This is a genomic window from Rhodococcus sp. BP-241 (genome assembly GCF_019836145.1).
Classification (GTDB): Bacteria; Actinomycetota; Actinomycetes; order Mycobacteriales; family Mycobacteriaceae; genus Rhodococcoides.
The window spans coordinates 211,519-232,122 of sequence record NZ_JABUEI010000002.1; the positions used below are offsets into that span (position 1 = coordinate 211,519).

At 67.5% G+C, this 20,604-nt stretch carries 23 protein-coding genes; 16 read left to right on the forward strand and 7 right to left on the reverse strand.

Going from position 1 to position 20,604, the window contains the following annotated elements; genetic code table 11:
• Positions 1 to 32: 32 nt before the first annotated feature.
• The 4 genes from HQ308_RS04345 to HQ308_RS04360 all read right to left on the reverse strand — a co-directional run bounded on the left by HQ308_RS04345 (position 33) and on the right by HQ308_RS04360 (position 6,323).
• A complete protein-coding gene (locus tag HQ308_RS04345) occupies positions 33 to 3,152 on the reverse strand; it encodes a helicase HerA domain-containing protein (RefSeq protein WP_222645521.1) in 3,120 nt (1,039 codons plus the stop codon).
• A 14-nt stretch (positions 3,153 to 3,166) separates the two neighbouring features.
• Positions 3,167 to 3,853, reverse strand: a complete 687-nt coding sequence (locus HQ308_RS04350; RefSeq protein ID WP_027504659.1) for a hypothetical protein — start codon at positions 3,851 to 3,853, stop codon at positions 3,167 to 3,169.
• Complete coding sequence (locus HQ308_RS04355) at positions 3,850 to 4,872, reverse strand: DUF559 domain-containing protein (protein ID WP_308115666.1); 1,023 nt, start codon at positions 4,870 to 4,872, stop codon at positions 3,850 to 3,852. Before HQ308_RS04355 ends, HQ308_RS04350 begins: the two co-directional genes overlap by 4 nt.
• A gap of 137 nt (positions 4,873 to 5,009) precedes the next feature.
• Positions 5,010 to 6,323 carry an AIM24 family protein gene (locus HQ308_RS04360; protein WP_222645943.1) on the reverse strand — a complete coding sequence of 438 codons (1,314 nt, stop codon included), beginning with the start codon at positions 6,321 to 6,323 and terminating at the stop codon, positions 5,010 to 5,012.
• Between the two features lie 182 nt (positions 6,324 to 6,505).
• Between HQ308_RS04360 and rplN the strand changes: the two genes are divergently transcribed.
• The 5 genes from rplN to HQ308_RS04385 all read left to right on the forward strand — a co-directional run bounded on the left by rplN (position 6,506) and on the right by HQ308_RS04385 (position 9,671).
• The gene (gene rplN, locus HQ308_RS04365) at positions 6,506 to 6,874 is read left to right on the forward strand and encodes a 50S ribosomal protein L14 (protein WP_027504662.1); all 369 of its coding nucleotides are present in this window, start codon (positions 6,506 to 6,508) and stop codon (positions 6,872 to 6,874) included.
• 1 nt (position 6,875) lies between these two features.
• Positions 6,876 to 7,190, forward strand: a complete 315-nt coding sequence (rplX, locus tag HQ308_RS04370; protein ID WP_027504663.1) for a 50S ribosomal protein L24 — start codon at positions 6,876 to 6,878, stop codon at positions 7,188 to 7,190.
• Positions 7,190 to 7,756, forward strand: coding sequence for a 50S ribosomal protein L5 (gene rplE, locus HQ308_RS04375; protein ID WP_027504664.1), 567 nt, complete (start codon positions 7,190 to 7,192; stop codon positions 7,754 to 7,756). The genes rplX and rplE overlap by 1 nt, the downstream gene beginning before the upstream one ends.
• 4 nt (positions 7,757 to 7,760) lie before the next feature.
• The gene (locus HQ308_RS04380; protein WP_027504665.1) at positions 7,761 to 7,946 is read left to right on the forward strand and encodes a type Z 30S ribosomal protein S14; all 186 of its coding nucleotides are present in this window, start codon (positions 7,761 to 7,763) and stop codon (positions 7,944 to 7,946) included.
• A 210-nt stretch (positions 7,947 to 8,156) separates the two neighbouring features.
• Positions 8,157 to 9,671, forward strand: coding sequence for an APC family permease (locus HQ308_RS04385; RefSeq protein ID WP_051613170.1), 1,515 nt, complete (start codon positions 8,157 to 8,159; stop codon positions 9,669 to 9,671).
• Between the two features lie 71 nt (positions 9,672 to 9,742).
• Here HQ308_RS04385 and HQ308_RS04390 read toward each other — a convergent pair whose 3' ends face one another.
• Positions 9,743 to 10,228 carry a hypothetical protein gene (locus HQ308_RS04390; protein ID WP_222645522.1) on the reverse strand — a complete coding sequence of 162 codons (486 nt, stop codon included), beginning with the start codon at positions 10,226 to 10,228 and terminating at the stop codon, positions 9,743 to 9,745.
• Positions 10,229 to 10,916: 688 nt separating this feature from the next.
• Here HQ308_RS04390 and rpsH point away from each other — a divergent pair.
• The 9 genes from rpsH (at position 10,917) to map (ending at position 16,553) form a co-directional block, all read left to right on the forward strand.
• A complete protein-coding gene (gene rpsH / locus HQ308_RS04395; RefSeq protein WP_027504667.1) occupies positions 10,917 to 11,315 on the forward strand; it encodes a 30S ribosomal protein S8 in 399 nt (132 codons plus the stop codon).
• A gap of 14 nt (positions 11,316 to 11,329) precedes the next feature.
• The gene (rplF, locus tag HQ308_RS04400; protein WP_042574890.1) at positions 11,330 to 11,869 is read left to right on the forward strand and encodes a 50S ribosomal protein L6; all 540 of its coding nucleotides are present in this window, start codon (positions 11,330 to 11,332) and stop codon (positions 11,867 to 11,869) included.
• Complete coding sequence (gene rplR / locus HQ308_RS04405) at positions 11,869 to 12,291, forward strand: 50S ribosomal protein L18 (protein ID WP_037184745.1); 423 nt, start codon at positions 11,869 to 11,871, stop codon at positions 12,289 to 12,291. Before rplF ends, rplR begins: the two co-directional genes overlap by 1 nt.
• Positions 12,292 to 12,337: 46 nt before the next feature.
• Positions 12,338 to 13,009 (forward strand): 30S ribosomal protein S5, encoded by a 672-nt coding sequence (gene rpsE / locus HQ308_RS04410; RefSeq protein ID WP_027504670.1) that lies wholly within the window; start codon positions 12,338 to 12,340, stop codon positions 13,007 to 13,009.
• A complete protein-coding gene (rpmD, locus tag HQ308_RS04415) occupies positions 13,002 to 13,187 on the forward strand; it encodes a 50S ribosomal protein L30 (RefSeq protein ID WP_027504671.1) in 186 nt (61 codons plus the stop codon). Before rpsE ends, rpmD begins: the two co-directional genes overlap by 8 nt.
• Entirely contained in the window at positions 13,184 to 13,627 is a 444-nt protein-coding gene (gene rplO / locus HQ308_RS04420; RefSeq protein ID WP_027504672.1) for a 50S ribosomal protein L15, read from the forward strand. Before rpmD ends, rplO begins: the two co-directional genes overlap by 4 nt.
• A 221-nt stretch (positions 13,628 to 13,848) precedes the next feature.
• The gene (gene secY / locus HQ308_RS04425; protein ID WP_027504673.1) at positions 13,849 to 15,171 is read left to right on the forward strand and encodes a preprotein translocase subunit SecY; all 1,323 of its coding nucleotides are present in this window, start codon (positions 13,849 to 13,851) and stop codon (positions 15,169 to 15,171) included.
• Positions 15,168 to 15,755 (forward strand): adenylate kinase, encoded by a 588-nt coding sequence (locus HQ308_RS04430; protein WP_222645523.1) that lies wholly within the window; start codon positions 15,168 to 15,170, stop codon positions 15,753 to 15,755. The genes secY and HQ308_RS04430 overlap by 4 nt, the downstream gene beginning before the upstream one ends.
• 3 nt (positions 15,756 to 15,758) lie before the next feature.
• Complete coding sequence (map, locus tag HQ308_RS04435; protein WP_056441857.1) at positions 15,759 to 16,553, forward strand: type I methionyl aminopeptidase; 795 nt, start codon at positions 15,759 to 15,761, stop codon at positions 16,551 to 16,553.
• A 28-nt stretch (positions 16,554 to 16,581) separates the two neighbouring features.
• On the opposite strand, the gene HQ308_RS04440 is transcribed toward map, so the two are convergent.
• Complete coding sequence (locus HQ308_RS04440) at positions 16,582 to 17,601, reverse strand: glutathione S-transferase family protein (protein ID WP_222631663.1); 1,020 nt, start codon at positions 17,599 to 17,601, stop codon at positions 16,582 to 16,584.
• A 9-nt stretch (positions 17,602 to 17,610) separates the two neighbouring features.
• Positions 17,611 to 18,327 (reverse strand): GNAT family N-acetyltransferase, encoded by a 717-nt coding sequence (locus tag HQ308_RS04445; RefSeq protein ID WP_056441865.1) that lies wholly within the window; start codon positions 18,325 to 18,327, stop codon positions 17,611 to 17,613.
• 82 nt (positions 18,328 to 18,409) lie between these two features.
• Between HQ308_RS04445 and HQ308_RS04450 the strand changes: the two genes are divergently transcribed.
• Both HQ308_RS04450 and HQ308_RS04455 read left to right on the forward strand, forming a co-directional pair.
• A complete protein-coding gene (locus HQ308_RS04450; protein WP_222645524.1) occupies positions 18,410 to 19,000 on the forward strand; it encodes a PadR family transcriptional regulator in 591 nt (196 codons plus the stop codon).
• Positions 18,997 to 20,520 (forward strand): MFS transporter, encoded by a 1,524-nt coding sequence (locus HQ308_RS04455; protein WP_222645525.1) that lies wholly within the window; start codon positions 18,997 to 18,999, stop codon positions 20,518 to 20,520. The genes HQ308_RS04450 and HQ308_RS04455 overlap by 4 nt, the downstream gene beginning before the upstream one ends.
• The last annotated feature ends 84 nt before the right edge of the window (positions 20,521 to 20,604 follow it).

Genomic DNA, 20,604 nt, shown 5'->3' on the forward strand with positions numbered 1-20,604 from the left:
CTACTCGCGCGCCGGCGCCAGGACTTCTCCTCTCACTCGCGCGCCAGCGCGAGGACCTCCTCTTCGGTGGGAGGACTCTTCGGGTGGAAGGTGAGGCACAGGGGAGTGGCCGTACGCCGGAACTCCGAACCCTCGACGGCCGCGTAGAACTGACCTGCGGGGAGACGTCCGACGTCGGGTACGGAACCGCCCTTGGCGCGCGCCATCTCCTGCGCCGCCTGGATCTGGGCGGGGCTGTTCAGCAGGCCGTAGAACTGGGTGGCCGCGTTCCCGGCGATGCGGTTGTGCAGCCCCTTGGGGGCCTGTGTCGCAAAGACGAGGCCCAGGCCGTACTTCCGGGCCTGCGACGCGAGTGCGAGCGTGCTGTGCGTGGCCGGTGTCGCTTTGTCCGAGGGCGCGTAGTTCTGCGCCTCGTCCATGACGAAGAGTCCGCCGAGCGGTCGATCACCCGCCGGGTTCTTCTTGATCCAAGCGAACAGACCCATCTGCAGCTGATTGACGAAGCTCTGCTTCTGCTCCTCGGTGGTGAGCCCCGAGAGGTTGATGACGGACACGCGCGCCTTCTTTCCCTCGGCCGGGGTGAGCAGCACGCCCGGATCGACGGGAGTGCCGGACCCGGCGAACATCGGGTCGTTGGTCATCGCGGCCTTGAGGTTCTCCGCGAGGTCCGCGGCGATGCGAACCGCGTCCCGCATCTCGCTCGCATCCGCCGGCAGGTTCTCCAGCAGGTCGATGAAGTCGGACATGTCGCCGGCCGAGCGCCGGCCGAACCCGTCGAGTGCCGCGCGCAGCACCGCCTGGCGGTGCTTCGCCTTCTCCGTGGTGCCCGTCGCCAGTGCGGCGGGAGCCAGCGCCGCGAGGCCCGACTCGACGGACGCGTCGAACTCGTCCTTGTCGTTCACGACGCTGGCGAAGTCGGGGAGCGGCTGGAAACTGAGCGGCCGCCCCGACGACTTGCGCGGAGTCCAGATGACGACGTCCGTGTCCCGCAGGTACGCAGCAGCTTTCGCCTCGTCGCCCGGCGGCCACGTGCGCTCGTCCTCCGGCCACGGTGTCCCGAGGCGGGCGAGATCGTTGTTGATGTCGAGCACGATCGACGAGACACCGTGCAGGGCACACTCCTCGACCAGCCGGCGGATGAGCACGGTCTTACCGCTGCCCGATCCGGCGAAGATCGCCGTGTGCTTGCGCAGCGCCTCGAGCGGAATGCGGACCTCGGCGTTGGTGCTGAGCTCCGTCCCCATCTCGATCTGCTCCCGGCGCGGAGTTGCCGCTGGAGCCTGCGACACCTCGGGTTCGATGAGTGCCTGATCGTCGTCGACGACGCTCGCGTCGGGCAGCACCTCGCGGAACAACGCGATCTCGTGCGCCGGCTTGCGGGCGAGCAGCCACGACGTGAGGGCCGGCGAGTTCTCCGACCGGAGAGCGCCCAGGGCGTGCAGCGAGCGCCGATCGTCCTCGCTCAGCGGCACCTCGACACCACCGGCGCGGTGCAGCGCCGCCACGGTCTGTTCCGTCTTCGCGCCCTTGGGCCACGGTGCGTTGCGGATGAGGATCAACCGACGGCGCGGCATGTCGATGTGGAGACCCGCCGCGGTGACGGCCCGCTCGATACGGGCCAGGGCCGCACGGGCATTGGTGGAGGAGACGGCGCGGAAGCACCAGTGTTCCTCGTCGTCGGTGTCGCTGTCGACGGTGTGGCGGAGCCGTGCGTGCAGTGCCGGGCGGCCGCTCGGCGGAGGATCCTGCGCGAGGCTGTCGTCGGACGACTGGTGTTCGTGGATCCACGCGTCGAGACCGGCGGAGAGCAGTGCCGGGACGAGGCTGTCCTCGGTGCCGGGCTCGAGCGGTGTCGACACGTCCGCGGCGCTGCGCAACTGCGCGTACCGCTCGTCGAGCGCCTCGAGTTCGGATCGCTTGGCCGTGGGGAGCGATGGTGTGTCGGATCCCCCTCCGCTGGAGGCGAAGTCGGTCAGTTCCGTCGCGACCCCCGTCTCGAGGCAGTGGCGGATGTGCTTGTCGACGGCGATGAGCAGCTGGCGGGGAGTGAAGTCCGGCGCCTTGTCGAACGCGTCGACGGCCACCGGCCATGTCGGGTGCGGGGTGGCGAAGCCGACCTCGCGGAAGCACGCCTCGAGGCGACGCTCGAGCAGCAGGCGGCCGACGTCCGACGACGGAATCGGCTTGAGCCGCTGCGTCACCCGGAACCGGTCACGCATCGGTGCGACCCCGCGAGCGGCGATCAGATCCCACGCGCTCGACAGCGCCGACAACACGGAGGCGGTGCGCGGCAACGTCTCACGGAGAGTCATCAGACCGTGGGCGAGCTGCTCGACCACCTTGTCCTCCTGCTCGTCCGCGTAGTCCTTGTCGGCGCCGGTGCGCGCCTGCGCGACGAGGGTGTCGATCTGATCGATGGCGAGGATGGTGGGACCCGTGATCGCGAGCAGTCGGGAGATGTTCTCCGCGATGCCCTGGTGACCGAGCTCCGCGCGGCGGATGCCCCACGACTCGAACTCGTCGGCGTCCACGTCGTCGATCGACTGCAGGTAGGCGTCACCGATGTCCTGCACGGCCGCGTCGGGTGCGATCGAGAGGACCAGGGCACGCAGGGTGTGCTGGGAGGTCCGACGATGGCGGGGATGGGCCTTGTAGACGCCGGTGACGAACTCGTTCAGCGTGTCGGCGTCGATCATGTTCTCGCCCATGACCTGTCGCCGCTGGTCCTCGCTCACGCCGGCGATGTCGCAGAGCCGCCGCAGGACCAGGCGGAGCTGACTGTCGTCACCGCGACCCGATGGGCGGTTGAGATCGTCGAGCATGCCCATCAGCGTCGAGCGCCAGAAACCCGCGGCGTCGAGGAGCCGGATGAGGAAGAAGTAGCCGCCGCGCGACTGCACCTCCTCGCGGACCTGCCCGAGAAGGTGCGTCTTGCCGGAACCCGCGGGGCCCTGCACGACGACGCCGAGCGGACTGGCGTCGTCCGAGTTCTCGGCGTCGGTGTACGCACTCATGACCTCGGTGAACACCCGCTCGTGCATCCCGGGCACGTGGACGTCCGACTGGGACCGCCACACGTCGTCGGGTGTGGGGGCCCAGCTCAGCCGCACCGACTCGAGAGCGCGGATCTGTTCGGACTTCGTGGTCGTCATCGTGGAGCCGCCCATCACTGTTCGATCGCCAAGAGGTGGTTCTGCTGGTTGCCGACATCGACGGCCGCGGCGCGGTCCTCGTCGGTCAGCGTCTTCTGGTTCTCCTCGGGGATGAGGGAGACGTCGGGGGCGCGTCGCAGCCGGGCGAGCGCCTCGTCGAGATCCGTGCGCGAGATGTCGGACAGGGCGGGCCGCAGCCGCGACAGCCGCACCCAGGCCCCGGGCTCACGAGCGAGGTCCGCGTACGTCGACCGGATCCGCTGTTCGACGTCCGCGGCGGACAGTTCACCGCGGACCGCGGGGGCGACGATGGCGTTGGGTGGCGTCGGCGGCGCCGTGATCGACGTCGGAGTGTCGCGCGGGAAGAAGACCTCGGCGGGACGTACGTCGTCGCGATGGAACCACCGGCCGAGGCCTGCCATGACGGTGAACAGGGCCTTGCCGGGGCCGGCCGCACCCTTCGGCGCCTGCGTGCCCATCAGGTCGGAGCAGTGCTTCCAGCCCTTGTCGGTGAGCTCGACGGTCATCGTCCGACCCTGCTTGCCCACCTCGATCAGGCCGAGCGACGCGAGGTGGTCCCGGTGGGGCTTCTTCAACTCGGGCCCGAGCGTCGACAGTTCGGGGTTGCGCACCGCGCGTGCCTCGGCCATCAGCACCATCAGCACGGACACCTCGGTGCCGGTCAACTCGTTCGCGCTCACGTGGGAGTCCCCTTCGATCGTCGTCGGTGCAGTGCCTGTTCGATCATCGTCATCACGCTCTCGTGGTCCGCGAGCACGTCCTCGTTGGTGAAGCGCAGCACGATCCAGCCGTGCGTCTGCAGCAGGTTGTCGCGGGACCGGTCGTCGGCGAACTGAGCACGCGCACGGTGCTCGTGGCCGTCGATCTCGATGGCGACCCTCTCATCGACCCACGACACGTCCAGCGTGAACGGTCTGCTCAACGTCGTCGGCCGGACGGAGCGGTTGTGGCGTCGGCCCGCCGCCCACTCGCGGGTGGAGAGGACGCGGTCCAGCAGGATCTCCGCCGCGCTGGCCGCGTGCGGACGCCCCTCGACGGGCGGGTAGCTCAGCGGCCGGAAGCGGTCGACGATGGTGTCGACGTCGTCCGGGGTCGACGGAGTGCGCACGGTCAGCACCGGGAACCTGTCCACGGCGGGTGCACCGGCCCCGGTCAACCACACGCCCGTCCCGGTGCTGCACCACCATTCCGCGGCGGTCGCCACCGCTGCCGGGTCGGCGTCGGCGGGGACGTCCACGACGAGGACGGCGCGCTCTCGCCCGTGGACGTCGGCGATCACGCGGGCGGCACCGGCGGCTCGGGTCTCGCGAGCGAAGGCGTCGACACGCAGGGGACGACCCGACGTCGACGCGCCCGCGAGATGGGCGAGGTACGGACCGAAGTGTTCGCTCGTCGACGCCCACTGCCGCGCTCGGGTCCGCGCGGCGTCGCGGGCCAGCGACGAGCGGTCGCCGACGTCGCCGGGCAGCAGGAAGGGGACGAGGTCGAGCGCGGCCTGCTCGATCGCGGCGACGACGGCGTCCACCATCTCCGACGCGGAGCCGTTCGACAGGGTGAAGAAGAGTGCGGCCGGAGCATCGGACGGCAGCGGGTCCACCGACTCGGCGAGATCCCTCATCGCGGCGCCGGACAGTCGTACGACCCGGTCGAGCGGGGCGTCGTGCCACCAGGGCGTCGCGGTGTCGACGCGTGTCGTCACGTCATCACCCCCGCCCTGGTGTCGAGGCCGACCGGACCGGCCACCGCCCCGCGGCCGATTTCGGCCGACTTCAGGCCTGCCCTGTCGGTTACCATCCCCGAAACCGTACCCGGGGACGGGAACCCGTGTCGCGCGGGTCACCGTCCGAGCAGGCCACCCAGCGCGCCGCCGACACCGGCCTGCTGCCCGCCGCCCGTGCCGCCGACGAACCCGCCGGGCGGCTGCTCCGACGGCTGCACGACGACGAACCCCTGCCCGGAGAACTGCAGGGTGAAGCGCTCGCCGGTGCTGCGGCCGATGAGGGTGCCGAAGTTGAGTTGATCGTTGCTCTTCACCGAGGTCTGCAGGCTCGACGACCACGCGACCGCAGCCTGCGGATCCGCGAAGGTGGGCTGGTCGACGTTCAGCACGACGGGTTGCCCGTCGGTGGTGATGGCGATGCGCCCCTGCCCGGTGAAGATGCAGTTGAACAGGCCCGCGTTGCTGCTGGCGGCCGCACCCTGGACCCGGCCGATGCGGTACGACAGCGACGAGTCGAACGCGAGCACGTTGGCGCCGTTGATGGTGAGACCGTCGCTGCCGTCGAGGTCGATGATGTGCACGTCCTGGGCGGCGTTCGCGAGGAAGAGGTCGCCTCTACCGGACACCTTCATCAGCGGCACGCCCTCGCCCGTCACCGTGCGACGGATCATGTTGCCGATGCCGCCGGATCCCTGCGCCTCGAACTTCAGGTCGCCCTGGTAGGCCACCATCGATCCCGAGCGCGCCATGATCTCGCCGTTCATCGCGACGCGGGCCATCTTGCTGCCCTGCTTCTGGATGCCGACGCCCTGGACCTCGGCGTGGGTGGGGGCGAACAGTTCACTTCTCACGGCCAGTGCTCCCTGCGTCGGTACGGGTGGTGGTGCTGCTGTGGTGGGGACGACGGTCGGTGTCGGTGTCGGTGTCGGTGCCGGTGTCGTGGCCGGCGCGGGCTCGTCGTCGACGGTGATGCCGAAGTTCGTCGCGATGCCCGCGAGCCCGTCGTCGAAGCCCTGGCCCACGGCGCGGACCTTCCAGGCGTCGCCGCGTCGGTAGATCTCGACGCACACGACGGCGGTCTCGCTCGTGAGTCCGCTCATCCGGAACGACAGGTCCGGTCCGATGGAGATGGTCGGCTCCAGGCCGCCGAACGTGGTGGGGCCCGATCCGTCCAGGCTGGCGGTGACGGCCACGGTGTCGACGTCGCGGGGCACCGCACCGGTGTCCACGCGGATCCCGCCGCTGCCGTACGTCACGCCGGGGCCGACCGGGTTGTTGAAGAAGACCAGGTCCGCGTCCGATCGAACCCGGCCCGCGGAGTTCAGCAGGAGCGCCGAGACGTCCACGGCGGCGCCGGACACGGAGATGTCGAGGCTGTCCGAGGGTGCGGGGCGGTTCTCCCCCCGTGCGAGGCTGTCCACGGACCTCAGTGTGCCACCGGCGCCTGACAGAGTCCTGTGCCGTCGCCGCGGTGGAGGATTTGGATCCCGTCCGCGTGTTCCCTACACTAGAGCGGTTGCCCGTGGTAGACGCATGCGTCGGCCAGGGCCACAGACCGCGCGCGTCGGGTCGGTATCCGCCGCGTACGTACATCCAGGTCACTAGGAGACCCATGATTCAGCAGGAGTCGCGGCTTCGCGTCGCCGACAACACGGGTGCCAAGGAAATCTTGTGCATTCGCGTTCTCGGTGGCTCGTCACGCCGTTACGCCGGGATCGGCGACGTCATCGTCGCCACCGTCAAGGACGCGATCCCCGGTGGAAACATCAAGAAGGGCGAGGTCGTCAAGGCCGTCATCGTCCGCACCACGAAGGAGCGTCGCCGCGCCGACGGTTCGTACATCAAGTTCGACGAGAACGCTGCCGTTCTCATCAAGCCTGACAACGACCCCCGCGGTACCCGCATCTTCGGCCCGGTCGGCCGCGAGCTGCGTGAGAAGAAGTTCATGCGCATCGTGTCGCTGGCTCCGGAGGTGTTGTGAGATGAAGGTGCACAAGGGCGACACGGTTCTCGTCATCTCCGGTAAGGACAAGGGAGCGAAGGGCAAGGTCATCACGGCCTACCCCGAGACCTCCAAGGTCCTCGTCGAGGGCGTCAACCGCATCAAGAAGCACACCGCTGTCTCGGCCAACGAGCGCGGCGCCTCCTCGGGCGGCATCGTCACGCAGGAAGCCCCCATTCACGTTTCCAACGTCGCGGTCATCGACTCGGACGGCAACCCCACCCGCGTGGGCTACCGCACCGACGACAACGGCAAGCGCGTTCGGATTTCCCGTAAGAACGGGAAGGACATCTGATGACGACCACCGAGAACAAGATCGTTCCGCGCCTGAAGACTCGCTACCGCGAGGAGATCAAGGACGCGCTGAACACCGAGTTCGAGTACGCCAACGTCATGCAGATCCCCGGCATCGTCAAGGTCGTCGTCAACATGGGTGTCGGCGACGCCGCCCGTGACGCGAAGCTGATCAACGGTGCGGTCGCAGACCTCGCCGCGATCACCGGCCAGAAGCCCGAGATCCGCAAGGCCCGCAAGTCCATCGCGCAGTTCAAGCTCCGCGAGGGCATGCCCATCGGCGCGCGCGTCACGCTGCGCGGCGACCGTATGTGGGAGTTCCTGGACCGTCTCGTGTCCATCGCGCTTCCCCGCATCAGGGACTTCCGTGGCCTGTCGGGCACGCAGTTCGACGGCAACGGCAACTACACGTTCGGCCTGAACGAGCAGTCGATGTTCCACGAGATCGACGTCGACAAGATCGATCGCCCTCGCGGCATGGACATCACCGTCGTCACGACGGCCACCAACAACGACGAAGGCCGCGCGCTGCTCAAGCACCTCGGCTTCCCGTTCAAGGAGAACTGAGCGTATGGCTAAGAAGGCACTGGTCAACAAGGCCAACAAGAAGCCGAAGTTCGCGGTTCGCGCGTACACCCGCTGCCAGCGTTGCGGCCGTCCGCACTCCGTGTTCCGCAAGTTCGGCCTCTGCCGTATCTGCGTGCGCGAGATGGCGCACCGCGGCGAGCTCCCCGGAGTGCACAAGTCTTCCTGGTGAGACAAGCCTCCTGGTGATCTGATCACCTGATCGACCCGACAGGCCCGAGCCATCACGGCTCGGGCCTGTCGGCGTTCACGGATGCAGTGCGTCGAGGAATGTCGCGCGGTCCGAACGGTCTGTTCCTCTCTGCGTGTCTCCCGCCGTATGCCTCGCGCCGGCGCCTCACCGGGCCTAGTGTTGCGCGACGGGGGAGCGAGCGGAGGAATCATGACTCAGACCGCGGAGACCGAGACCTCGGCCACGCCGGAACTCAAGCGGGTCCTCGGACCCGGACTGCTGTTGCTCTTCATCGTCGGCGACATCCTGGGCGCCGGCGTCTACGCCGTGACAGGCGACATGATCGCCAATGTCGGCGGAATGGCGTGGCTGCCGTTCATCCTCGCCTTCGTCGTGGCGACGCTGACCGCGTTCTCCTATCTCGAGCTGGTGTGCAAGTACCCGCAGGCCGCCGGCGCCGCGCTGTACACGCACAAGGCCTTCGGCATCCATTTCGCGACGTTCCTCGTCGCGTTCGCCGTCATCTGCTCCGGCATCACCAGCGCCTCGACGTCCTCGAACGTGGTGGCGGGCAACCTGTTGGCCGGCCTGCACGAGACCTTCAGTACCGAGGACGGCATCGGGTGGTTCGACGTACCCACCGGCGACACAGCGCAATTGGTGGTCGCACTGGCCTTCATGCTGCTGCTGGCGGCGATCAATCTGCGCGGTGTCGGCGAGTCGGTCAAGTTCAACGTGATCCTGACGATCATCGAGATGGCAGCGCTCGCCATCGTCATCGCGATCGGCTTCGTCGCGGTGGGAAGTGGTAGCGCCGAGGGCGACATCGCCAATCTGGTCGTGTTCGACGACGCCAACGAGAAGGGCTGGTTCCTCGCCGTCACCGTCGCGACCACCATTGCTTTCTTCGCGATGGTCGGCTTCGAGGACTCGGTGAACATGGTCGAGGAGACCAAGGAGCCCGAGAAGATCTTCCCGAAGATGATGCTCTCCGGACTCGGCATCGCCTGCCTCATCTACGTTCTCGTCGTCGTGGCCGTGATCGCGGTCCTGCCGCTGGACTACGACTCCGGCAGCGAGGGCATCCTGCTCCACGTCGTGCGACTCGGCGCACCGGGACTGCCGATCGACGAGATCTTCCCGTACCTGACGGTGTTCGCCGTCGCCAACACCGCGCTGATCAACATGCTGATGGCGAGTCGGTTGATCTACGGCCTCGGGCGTCAGCGCATCCTGCCCAAGTCGCTGAGCGCTGTTCTGCCGACGCGTCGCTCGCCGTGGGCGGCCATCATGTTCTCCACCGTCATGGCACTGGTGCTGATCGTGGTGGTCAACCAGCTGCAGGGGAACTCGGTCGTCAGCGCTCTGTCCGGAACGACCGGGCTGCTGCTGCTCTGCGTGTTCGCGGTGGTCAACGTCGCCAACCTGGTGCTCAAGCGCAAGAAGGAGACGACGGGCTTCAGTGCGCCGCTGTGGGTTCCGGTGACGGGCGGCACGCTGTGCCTGTTCCTCGTCGGACCGTGGGCGCGGACCGATGCGCAGATGATCCAGTACCGCATCGCCGGCGCGATGCTGCTCCTCGGTGTGGCGCTGTGGGTGGTGACGTTCTTCGTCAACCGTGCCACGCAGGGCAAGTCGCGCTTCATCGACGTGGATGCGCTCGACCGCGACGAGAAGGCGAACCTCGGTGACCGGGTGCGTGATCGGGGAGACGGCAAGGACTGACCGGCGGGGTCGACCCGCGCACGAGACGAGCCCCGGACCTCCCTGAGGACCGGGGCTCGCGTCGTCGAGCGTCAGCTCTCGAAGATGTCCAACGGCAGAGAGCCACCGCCACCGACAGGTGGGACGACAGGCGGGAGGCTGCCCTCCGGAAGCACTGTGACGGGGAGGTCGACGAGCGCATCGACCGATGTGCCGCCGTCGTCACACGTCACCGCGACGCTGTAGAGCCCGGCCTCGAGTCCGTCGATGACGATGGTGCCGACGGCGGGAGCGATCGGCAGGAATGGCGTGGCGGGGCCCGAGGCGCTCGCCGTGTTGGTCTCGTCACCCACTTCGGTCGCGGTGACGGTGCAGTCCACCGCGCCCGTGAAGGCGAGAGCGGGTGTCACGGTCACCAGCGTGCTGATCGATTCGACGCCGGGCGTGGGTACCGCGACGACGGCGAGCACCGCCGCCGACGCCGTTCCCGACCCTGCCAACAGCGCCGCAGCAGCTGCCGCTCCCACCATTCCGACCTTGCCGAATGTGCGTACACCGGTCTTCACATCGTCCTCCATCACTCGTCGTGCGCGATAAACGTTGTGAATGGACACTAAAAGGCTGAACGAGAATGGCGGAGCGAAACGGACCAATCGGTCACCGAACTTGGTTCCGCGGCTGAACCCGACCGATGTCGCGGTGAACCGTTCGGGCCGGCGCAGGGCACCGTGCACACCTCCCGTGAGGCTCACACCTGTTGCGGCAGGCCGGAGGGGGTGTTCGCCCACCGCAACCTGTGTGCACACCCCCTGCGGCACCGGCGAGTGCCACACCGGCACCTCACGCCGCACCCGGCCGACACCACTGCCGCGCACTCGTCCCGTGATGCGCACACCCCTTGCCGCAGGCTGCAGAGGGTGTCCGCCCACCGGAACCGGTGCGCACACCCCTGCAGTACCGGCACCACCCGCCCTACCTGCACCGATTTGGTCCCCGCAGGTCACTCCCTTACACTTGACCGGTTGCCCGGGTACCGTCATGCCTGCATACGACCCGAGCTACTCAGGTTTCTTGCCATGATGCTCGAAACACCCGCCAGTGCTCACGTCTGCACTGGCAGGAGCGCAACCCCTGACCGGCAACAGTCGGTCAGGACAGAACACTTCGCTGTAGGCCCACGACGGGACGAGTCAGGCCCTGCTACCAGGGCACCAGCTCGCACGTGCTGTATGGGAACCGCTGCGAGAAAGGGCCATGAACTCTGTCATGACCATGACCGACCCGATCGCAGACTTCTTGACACGTCTGCGCAACGCCAACTCGGCGTACCACGATCAGGTGAAGCTGCCTCACTCGAAGATCAAGGCGAACATCGCCGAGATCCTCAAGCGTGAGGGCTACATCTCCGAGTACCGCACCGAGGACGCCGAGGTGGGCAAGACCCTCATCGTCGACCTCAAGTACGGTCCCAGCCGCGAGCGCAGCCTCGCCGGTGTGCGACGGGTGTCCAAGCCCGGACTGCGTGTGTACGCAAAATCCACCAATCTGCCCAAGGTGCTCGGCGGCCTCGGCGTGGCGATCATCTCCACGTCCACCGGCTTGCTGACCGATCGCCAGGCGGCCAATCAGGGCGTCGGCGGCGAAGTCCTCGCGTACGTCTGGTAAGGGAGGCCACCACTATGTCGCGTATCGGAAAGCTTCCTGTGACAGTTCCCGCCGGAGTCGATGTCACCATCGCCGGCCAGGATGTCACCGTCAAGGGCCCCAAGGGCACCTTGAGTCTCACCATCGCCGAGCCGATCACCATCGCCAAGAACGATGACGGATCCCTCTCGGTTTCTCGGCCCGACGACGAGCGTCGTAGCCGCTCGCTCCACGGCCTCTCGCGCACTCTCGTCGCGAACCTCATCACGGGTGTGACCACCGGTTACACCACGAAGATGGAGATTCACGGCGTCGGTTACCGCGTGGCACTGAAGGGCAGCGACCTCGAGTTCGCTCTCGGCTACAGCCACCCAGTGCCGATCACGGCGCCCGACGGCATCACCTTCGCGGTCGAGACGCCCACCCGATTCTCGGTCTCGGGTATCGACAAGCAGAAGGTCGGCCAGATCTCTGCCAACATCCGTCGTCTCCGTCGTCCCGACCCGTACAAGGGCAAGGGCGTTCGGTACGAGGGTGAGCAGATCCGCCGCAAGGTCGGAAAGACAGGTAAGTGATGAGCAACTCCGCAGCAACGAAGGGTTCCGACGCGAACCCGAAGCGCATCCCGTTGGGCAAGGACGCCTCCACGCGTCGTCGCCTGTCCAAGACGCGCCGCCACTTCCGTCTTCGCAAGAAGGTCTCCGGAACCGCCGAGCGTCCCCGTCTGGTCGTCAACCGTTCCTCGCGTCACCTGCACGCACAGCTGATCGACGATCTGACCGGCCGCACTCTCGCGTCCGCGTCCAGCATCGAGGCCGATGTGCGCGCGACCGAGGGCGACAAGAAGGCCCGTGGCGCGAAGGTCGGCGCTCTCATCGCCGAGCGTGCCAAGGCGGCCGGCATCGAGGCAGTGGTCTTCGACCGCGGTGGCCACGGTTACGCCGGACGCATCGCGGCACTCGCCGATGCAGCTCGCGAAGGCGGGCTGACGTTCTGATGACCAACGCAGCGAAGATTCAGCTCACCAACGGAAGGACAGCCTGATGCCGGGACGTCAACGGCGTGACGGCGGCAGCGGACCCGCCGGAGCCAACGCAGGACCCAATGCAGGCGGAGGTGACAACCGCGGCGGAGACAACCGTGGAGGTCGCGACCGTCGCGACTCGCGGGGCGGCAACGCTCCCGAGAAGAACAACCTCGAGCGCGTCGTCGCGATCAACCGCGTCTCCAAGGTCGTGAAGGGTGGTCGTCGCTTCAGCTTCACCGCCCTCGTGATCGTCGGAGACGGCAACGGTCTGGTCGGCGTCGGCTACGGCAAGGCCAAGGAAGTTCCGGCCGCCATTCAGAAGGGTGTCGAGGAGGCTCGCAAGAGCTTCTTCCGCGTCCCGCTGATCGGTAGCACGATCACGCACCCCGTCCAGGGTGAGGCTGCGGCCGGTGTGGTCATGCTGCGCCCGGCAAGCCCCGGTACCGGTGTCATCGCCGGTGGCGCGGTGCGTGCCGTGCTCGAGTGTGCAGGTGTCCACGACATCCTCGCCAAGTCGCTGGGTAGCGACAACGCGATCAACGTCGTGCACGCCACCGTTGCGGCTCTCAAGAGCCTGCAGCGTCCGGAAGAGGTCGCGGCTCGTCGTGGTCTGCCGATCGAGGACGTCGCTCCCGCCGGCATGCTGCGCGCTCGCGCCCAGGCAGCAGCAGGAGCAGCTCATGGCTGACCTCAGAGTGACCCAGATCAAGAGCACCATCGGTCAGAAGAAGAACCAGCGTGACAGCATTCGCACGCTGGGCCTCAAGAAGATCCGCCAGTCGGTGATTCGCGAGGACACCCCGCAGACCCGCGGGCTGATCAACGTGGTGCGTCACCTCGTCGTCGTTGAGGAGGTCACCAAGTGACCATCAAATTGCATCATCTTCGCCCCGCACCTGGTTCGAAGAGCGCGAAGATCCGCGTCGGTCGCGGTGAAGGCGGAAAGCGCGGCAAGACCGCAGGTCGTGGCACCAAGGGCACGGGCGCTCGTAAGAACGTCCCGGCCGGCTTCGAGGGTGGCCAGATGCCGATCCACATGCGGCTGCCGAAGCTCAAGGGCTTCACCAACCGCAACCGGGTCGAGTACCAGGTCGTGAACCTGGTCGACATCGAGCGACTGTTCCCCGAGGGTGGCGAGATCTCCAAGGACGATCTGGTCGCCAAGGGTGCGGTGCGCAAGAACCGTCTCGTCAAGATCCTGGGCGACGGCGACCTGTCGGTGAAGGTGTCCATCACCGCCGACAAGTTCACCGGCAGTGCCAAGGAAAAGATCAACGCAGCCGGCGGATCCGTCACCGAGTTGTGAGTTCGGCGGCCCGCTCACTCGACGAGTGAGCGGGCCTCCGGCAGTACGGACCGATGGCCGTGGTACGACTCTCGTGCTGCGGCCATCGGCCGTTCGGTGCCACGGTGAGTGGGTTGTCCGGCTCGGCCCGGGCTGCGCACTCCGCGGCGCTGTTAGAGTTCGACGGGGTGCCAGTGCGCCCCGACCATCTCCCTCGTTAGTCACCCCGTCCAGGAGGATCGTTGCTTTCCGCCTTTGTGTCGGCCCTCAGGACACCTGACCTGAGACGGAAGATCCTCTTCACTCTCGGCCTCATCGCTCTGTACCGCTTCGGCGCGACGCTGCCGTCGCCCGGTGTCGACTACGGCAACGTCCGTCAGTGCATCGACCAGGTGTCGGGTGGCGACTCCGCCGGCATCTACTCGCTGATCAACCTGTTCTCGGGCGGCGCTCTGCTGCAGCTGTCCGTGTTCGCGATCGGCATCATGCCCTTCATCACCGCGAGCATCATCGTCCAGCTCCTCACCGTGGTCATCCCGCGGTTCGAGGAACTCCGCAAGGAGGGCCAGGCCGGCCAGGCGAAGATGACGCAGTACACGCGCTATCTCTCCATCGCGCTGGCGATCCTGCAGGCCACGGGTCTCGTCGCGCTCGCCTCGCGCGGGCAGCTGCTCCAGGGCTGCAACCTCGACATCATCGCGGACTCGTCCATCTTCGGACTGGTCACCATCGTGCTGGTCATGACCGCGGGTGCTGCCCTGGTCATGTGGTTCGGCGAGCTCATCACCGAGCGCGGCGTCGGCAACGGCATGTCGCTGCTCATCTTCGCCGGCATCGCCTCGCGCATCCCGTCCGAGGGCAAGTCGATTCTCGACAGCCGCGGCGGCATCGTCTTCGCGCTCGTCTGCCTCGCCGCTCTCGCCATCATCATCGGCGTCGTCTTCGTCGAGCAGGGCCAGCGCCGCATCCCGGTGCAGTACGCCAAGCGCATGGTCGGCCGCCGCATGTACGGCGGCTCGTCCACCTACCTGCCGCTGAAGGTCAACCAGGCGGGTGTAATCCCGGTGATCTTCGCGTCGTCGCTGCTGTACCTCCCCAATCTCATCGCCCAGCTGACCAATGCCAGCACGGCGGCGGATCCGAGTTGGTGGCAACGCGCCATCAACACGTATCTGGTGAACCCGGCGAACCCGGTGTACATCGCGATCTACTTCGGCCTCATCGTCTTCTTCACCTACTTCTACGTCGCCATCACGTTCAACCCCGAGGAACGTGCCGACGAGATGAAGAAGTACGGCGGATTCATCCCGGGCATCAGGCCGGGACGTCCGACGGCCGACTACCTCAATTTCGTTCTCAGTCGCATCACGCTGCCCGGTGCCATCTACCTCGGCACCATCGCTGTGCTTCCCAACCTGTTCCTCGACATCGGTAACTCCGGTGGCGCCCAGAACCTGCCCTTCGGCGGAACCGCGGTGCTCATCATGGTGAGCGTGGGACTCGACACGGTGAAGCAGATCGAAAGCCAGCTGATGCAGCGCAACTACGAAGGGTTCCTCAAGTGAGACTCGTCCTCCTCGGTCCTCCCGGAGCAGGCAAAGGTACGCAGGCGACGCTGCTGTCGGAGAAGCTGGGAATTCCCCACGTCTCGACGGGCGATCTCTTCCGCGCGAACATCGGCCAGAAGACGCCCCTGGGCATCGAGGCCAAGAAGTACCTCGACGCGGGCGACCTGGTCCCGAGTGCGCTGACCGTGGACATGGTGCGCGACCGTCTGGCCGAGCCCGACGCCACCAACGGCTTCATCCTCGACGGCTTCCCGCGATCGACCGATCAGGCCGACTCACTCGCCTCCATCCTCGAGGACGCGGGCACGACGCTCGACGCCGTCGTCTCCTTCGTCATCGACGAGGACGTCGTGGTCGAGCGCATGCTCGCCCGTGGGCGCGAGGACGACAAGGAGAGCGTCATCCGGAACCGGATGAAGGTCTACCGCGACGAGACGGCTCCGCTGCTCGAGTACTACAAGAGCCATGGTCGCAGCGGGCAGGCCGGAGGCCGGTCGGGACTACTCGTGACCGTCGACGCCGTCGGCGAGGTCGAGGATGTCAACAAGAAGGTCATCGACGCGATCCAGGGCGACGACTGACCCATGGCTTTCGGACGTAAGCGCAAGGTGGTCCCGTTCCGCAGCGCCGGTGAGCTCGATGCCATGGCTGCGGCCGGGGCCGTCGTGGGCGCCGCTCTCGTGGCGGTGCGCGACGCGGCGAAGCCCGGCGTGTCCACGCTCGAACTCGACGCCGTCGCCGAGTCGGTGATTCGCGCCGCCGGCGCGGTGCCGTCGTTCCTCGGGTACCACGGCTTCACGGGCAGCATCTGCAGCTCGATCAACGATCGCGTCGTGCACGGCATCCCGAACTCGTCCGACGTGCTCGCCGAGGGTGACCTCATCTCGATCGACTGCGGCGCCATTCTCGACGGCTGGCACGGCGACTCCGCCTGGACGTTCGGTGTCGGTGCCGTCATCGAGGCAGACGAGCAGCTGAGCGAGGCCACTCGGTTGTCGATGGAGGCCGGTATCGCCGCGATGCTCCCGGGCAACCGCCTGACCGACGTCTCGCACGCGATCGAGCAGGGCACGCTGGCCGCCTCGGCGGCGCACGGACGTACCTACGGCATCGTCGACGGCTACGGCGGCCACGGCATCGGCCGCGAGATGCACATGGAGCCGTTCCTCGCCAACGAGGGTGCGCCGGGCAAGGGCCCCGAGCTGGTGGTGGGGTCGACGCTCGCCATCGAGCCGATGCTGACACTGGGCACCCACGAGACCCGCGTGTTGGACGACGACTGGACCGTGGTCACCACGGACGGATCGCGATCCGCGCACTGGGAGCACACGGTCGCCGTCACCGAGGACGGGCCGAGGATTCTCACTCTGCGTCCCTGACGCAGATCCTTCCGACCCGTCCGGGTCGTCAGGCCCAGTGCTCGGCCGGAACCTGCTCCGACTCCTTCGGCGGCGGCGGGGGAGTGCCGTCTCCGAACGGCCTGCCGCCCAACGCTTCCCGGCCGTGTGGGCTCAACCAGCTCGACAGGTCCGGCCCCTTGGGCACGATGCCGGTCGGGTTGATGTCGGTGTGCACCTCGTAGTAGTGCGACTTGATGTGCACGAAGTCCGTGGTGTCGCCGAATCCCGGTGTCTGGAACAGGTCTCGGGCGTAGGCCCACAGCACCGGCATCTCGGAGAGCTTGCTCCGGTTGCACTTGAAGTGGCCGTGGTAGACGGGATCGAACCGCGCCAGCGTCGTGAACAGACGGACGTCGGCTTCGGTGATGGTGTCGCCCACCAGGAATCGCTGGTTCTCGAGACGGTCGCTCAGCCAGTCCAGTCGCGCGAAGAGAGCGTCGTACGCCTTCTCGTACGCGCTCTGGGAGCCGGCGAAACCGCACTTGTAGACGCCGTTGTTGACGTCGTGGAAGATCAGTTCCGCCACCTCGTCGATCTCGCCGCGCAACGCTTCCGGGTACAGGTCGGGTGCGCCCTCACGGTGGTACCGCGTCCACTCCGTCGAGAAGTCGAGCGTCATCTGCGGGTAGTCGTTGGTGACCACCTCGCCCGTCGACACCTCCACCATGGCGGGCACGGTGATCCCGCGTGGGTAGTCGGGGAAGCGCGCGAGAAACGCGTCCTGCAGACGTGGGATCTTCAGCACCGGGTCGAGGCCGTCGGGATCGAGATCGAAGGTCCAGCTCCGCTTGTCGTGGGTCGGTCCGCACACTCCCATCGAGATGGCGTCCTCGAGACCCAGGAGCCGACGCACGATGATGGCGCGGTTGGCCCACGGGCAGGCGCGGGCCACGACGAGGCGGTAACGACCGGCCTCCACCGGGTAGCGCGACGACGGATCGTCGGTGATGCGGTCCTCGATGTAGTTCGTGTCGCGGTCGAAGCCGCCCTTCTCCACGTAGGACGGGGTACCGCTGTCGGTGCTCATGGTCGTAACTTACCCGGGGTCGGTCAATTCCATCCCGATGTGCACTCCCAGTTCGGTGAAGCCGAGCGAGAGGCCGAACAGCCGGGCGGTCGCGTTGTCCATCGGCACCGACCACTGCGGCACGAGTCCCGCGTCGATGGCCTCGTTCGTGGCCAGCCGTGCGGCGGTCGAGCCGTACCCCCGCCGGCGTCGTGACGGCACGGTGACCGCGACGGTGTCGGCGAGGAAGCCGCGCCACTCGACGTACCCGGCAGCGGCCGCGGGGAGAGCGTCGTCCTCACCGTCGGCGTCGTCGAACACCGTGAACCACGAGTCGACGCCGACCGCGCGGATCCCGGTGGCGTCGTCGGGAGGCACCAGTGCGAGGACGCGGTCCACGTCGTGCCCGTCGTGGGAGATCAGAGGGTGTTCGACGCGCACGTCGTCGCGACTGTCGTCGAGGAAGGCGAGGACCCGTGGTCCACCGCAACGACCCCGGCGCTGTCCCGCGAGCTCGGCGAGACCGTCCCGCGTCGCGAGCACGTCGTTGCCCAGTGCCTCGGCGCGGTCGAGGATGTCGCCGGGTCCGACCAGGACCGCGTGGCCGTCCAGGACGACGAACGTGAGGCGGGTCGCGTCGTCGTCGACCACGTGCAACCGCTCCGCGTCGTCGAGCGAGGCGTCGTCGGGAAGACCCAGTTCTCGCGCCCAGGCGAGACGGACGATGTCGATCTGGTGGGAGTTCATCGCCGTCCACGCTAGCGCCGCTTGTGGCGACCATGCTCGGCGCCGTATATTCCAAGCGGAATATACGGGCGAGGGGATCGACATGGAACGCGTGACACCGCTGGCCATCGCCGTGCTCGCGTGCCTGTTCGAGCGGCCGATGCACCCGTACGAGATGTATCAGCTCCTGCTCGAGCGCAAGGACGACCGACTGCTCAAGGTACGTCCGGGGTCGCTCTACCACGCGGTCGACCGCCTGGCGGAGCGTGAGCTGATCGTGGCGGTCGGCACCGAACGGGAAGGTAATCGGCCCGAGCGCACCACCTACTCGGTGACCGACTCGGGTCGGGCGGCTCTGTCGGACACCCTGCGTATTCTCCTGGCGGAACCCACGCCCGAGTACTCGCAGTTCACCCTCGCCTTGTCCGAGTCGCACAACCTCCCCGGGTCGGAGGTCGCGACACTCGTCCGTACCCGTATCGCTCTGCTGGAGAAGGATCTCGACGAGATGCGCGTCATCGATGCGATGGCCGTCGATCGCCACGTTCCCCGGCTCTTCTCCGTGGGCCTCGACTACACCCTCGCCCTGCGCGAGGCCGAACTCACCTGGCTCCGGGCCTTCGTCGACGACATCGACTCCGGACGTCTCCCCTGGCTGGACAGCATTCTCACCGAACGACAGGACCACCGATGACCAGCACCAGCAGTCCGGCCGTGAAGGAGGCGTCCCCCTGGATCGCGCTCTGGACCCTGTGCCTGGGCTTCTTCATGATTCTCGTGGACACCACCATCGTCGCCGTCGCGCAGCCGGCGATCCTCGAGGGTCTGCAGACCGACATCTCGAACGTCATCTGGGTGACCAGTGCGTACCTGCTCGCGTACGCGGTACCGCTCCTCGTGACCGGCCGTCTGGGCGACCGGTTCGGGCCGAAGAACCTCTACATCGGCGGGCTCGTCGTCTTCACTCTCGCCTCGCTGTGGTGTGGCGTGTCGGGGTCGATCGAGATGCTCATCGCCGCGCGCGCCGTGCAGGGCCTGGGCGCCGCGATGATCACGCCGCAGACCATGGCCGTCATCACCCGCATCTTCCCCAAGGACAAGCGCGGTGCCGCGATGGGCGCCTGGGGCGCGGTCGCCGGCGTCGCGACCCTGGTGGGTCCGCTGCTCGGTGGCGTGCTGGTCGACGCGTTCGGGTGGGAGTGGATCTTCTTCATCAACCTCCCCGTCGGTGTCGTCGCCATCGCACTGGCCGTCAAGTTCGTGCCGACGCTCCCCACCAACGACCATAAGTTCGACATCCCCGGCGTCGTGCTGTCCGCCGCCGGCCTGTTCTTCATCGTCTTCGGTCTGCAGGAGGGTCAGAAGTACGACTGGAACGGGTGGATCTGGACCTCCATCGCCGTCGGCGTGGTCGTCTTCGCCGCGTTCATCGTGTGGCAGTCGCGCAACCGCAACGAGCCTCTGGTGCCGCTCGGGTTGTTCCGCGACCGGAACTTCTCGCTCAGCAACATCGGTATCGCGGCCATGGGCTTCGCGATGACCGGCATGATGCTGCCGATCATGTTCTACGCGCAGAGCGTCACCGGACTGACGCCCACGCGTTCGGCCCTTTTGTTCGTGCCCATGGCGGTGCTCACCGGCGTGCTCGCGCCCAACGTCGGCCGTCTGGTGGACCGCGTGCACCCGCGCTACATCGCCGGTACCGGCCTGACCCTGCTCACCGTTGCCCTCGTCTGGCTCGCGATGGAGATGACACCGACCACGGCGATCGTCCGGCTCCTCATGCCCATCGCACTGATGGGTGTGGCCAACGCGCTCATCTGGTCTCCGCTCGGTGCCACGGCCACCCGCAACCTGCCGATGTCGCAGGCCGGCGCGGGCAGCGGTGTCTACAACACCACCCGCATGATCGGGTCCGTGCTGGGCAGTGCGGGTATCGGCGTGCTGATGCAGTCCCGCATCTCCGCCGAGGTGCCGTTCGCCGGTGCGGCCGGCGCGTCGGGTGAGCTGTCCACGGGCCGGGTGCCGGCACAGGTGGCGGAACCGTTCGCCACCGCGCTCGCCCAGTCGCTGTACCTCCCGGCCGCGGTCCTGCTGGTCGGAGCGATCGCGACGCTCTTCTACGCGCGCCCCAACTTCGGTGGGCACGGGGCTGCGATTCCGGATCCGTCGGTCGAGGCGAGTGTTCCGGCCGGGACGACGCCCGTCCGCTGAGGCGGGCAGGCCGGAGGCCGGTCGGGGTAGGCGGGCAGGCCGGAGGCCGGAGGCCGGAGAACGAGGATGTGTGCGCACCTGGCA

What these genes read in the sequence shown, in the direction of transcription:
- HQ308_RS04445 (WP_056441865.1), bottom strand. Translation starts at nt 18,327, where the DNA reads ATGAACTCCCACCAGATCGACATCGTCCGTCTCGCCTGGGCGCGAGAA.
- HQ308_RS04385 (WP_051613170.1), top strand. Translation starts at nt 8,157, where the DNA reads ATGACTCAGACCGCGGAGACCGAGACCTCGGCCACGCCGGAACTCAAG.
- rpmD (WP_027504671.1), top strand. Translation starts at nt 13,002, where the DNA reads ATGGCTGACCTCAGAGTGACCCAGATCAAGAGCACCATCGGTCAGAAG.
- map (WP_056441857.1), top strand. Translation starts at nt 15,759, where the DNA reads ATGGCTTTCGGACGTAAGCGCAAGGTGGTCCCGTTCCGCAGCGCCGGT.
- HQ308_RS04455 (WP_222645525.1), top strand. Translation starts at nt 18,997, where the DNA reads ATGACCAGCACCAGCAGTCCGGCCGTGAAGGAGGCGTCCCCCTGGATC.
- rpsH (WP_027504667.1), top strand. Translation starts at nt 10,917, where the DNA reads ATGACCATGACCGACCCGATCGCAGACTTCTTGACACGTCTGCGCAAC.
- HQ308_RS04390 (WP_222645522.1), bottom strand. Translation starts at nt 10,228, where the DNA reads ATGGAGGACGATGTGAAGACCGGTGTACGCACATTCGGCAAGGTCGGA.
- rpsE (WP_027504670.1), top strand. Translation starts at nt 12,338, where the DNA reads ATGCCGGGACGTCAACGGCGTGACGGCGGCAGCGGACCCGCCGGAGCC.
- HQ308_RS04450 (WP_222645524.1), top strand. Translation starts at nt 18,410, where the DNA reads ATGGAACGCGTGACACCGCTGGCCATCGCCGTGCTCGCGTGCCTGTTC.
- rplF (WP_042574890.1), top strand. Translation starts at nt 11,330, where the DNA reads ATGTCGCGTATCGGAAAGCTTCCTGTGACAGTTCCCGCCGGAGTCGAT.
- rplN (WP_027504662.1), top strand. Translation starts at nt 6,506, where the DNA reads ATGATTCAGCAGGAGTCGCGGCTTCGCGTCGCCGACAACACGGGTGCC.
- rplX (WP_027504663.1), top strand. Translation starts at nt 6,876, where the DNA reads ATGAAGGTGCACAAGGGCGACACGGTTCTCGTCATCTCCGGTAAGGAC.
- rplE (WP_027504664.1), top strand. Translation starts at nt 7,190, where the DNA reads ATGACGACCACCGAGAACAAGATCGTTCCGCGCCTGAAGACTCGCTAC.
- HQ308_RS04440 (WP_222631663.1), bottom strand. Translation starts at nt 17,601, where the DNA reads ATGAGCACCGACAGCGGTACCCCGTCCTACGTGGAGAAGGGCGGCTTC.
- HQ308_RS04380 (WP_027504665.1), top strand. Translation starts at nt 7,761, where the DNA reads ATGGCTAAGAAGGCACTGGTCAACAAGGCCAACAAGAAGCCGAAGTTC.
- rplR (WP_037184745.1), top strand. Translation starts at nt 11,869, where the DNA reads ATGAGCAACTCCGCAGCAACGAAGGGTTCCGACGCGAACCCGAAGCGC.
- HQ308_RS04345 (WP_222645521.1), bottom strand. Translation starts at nt 3,152, where the DNA reads ATGACGACCACGAAGTCCGAACAGATCCGCGCTCTCGAGTCGGTGCGG.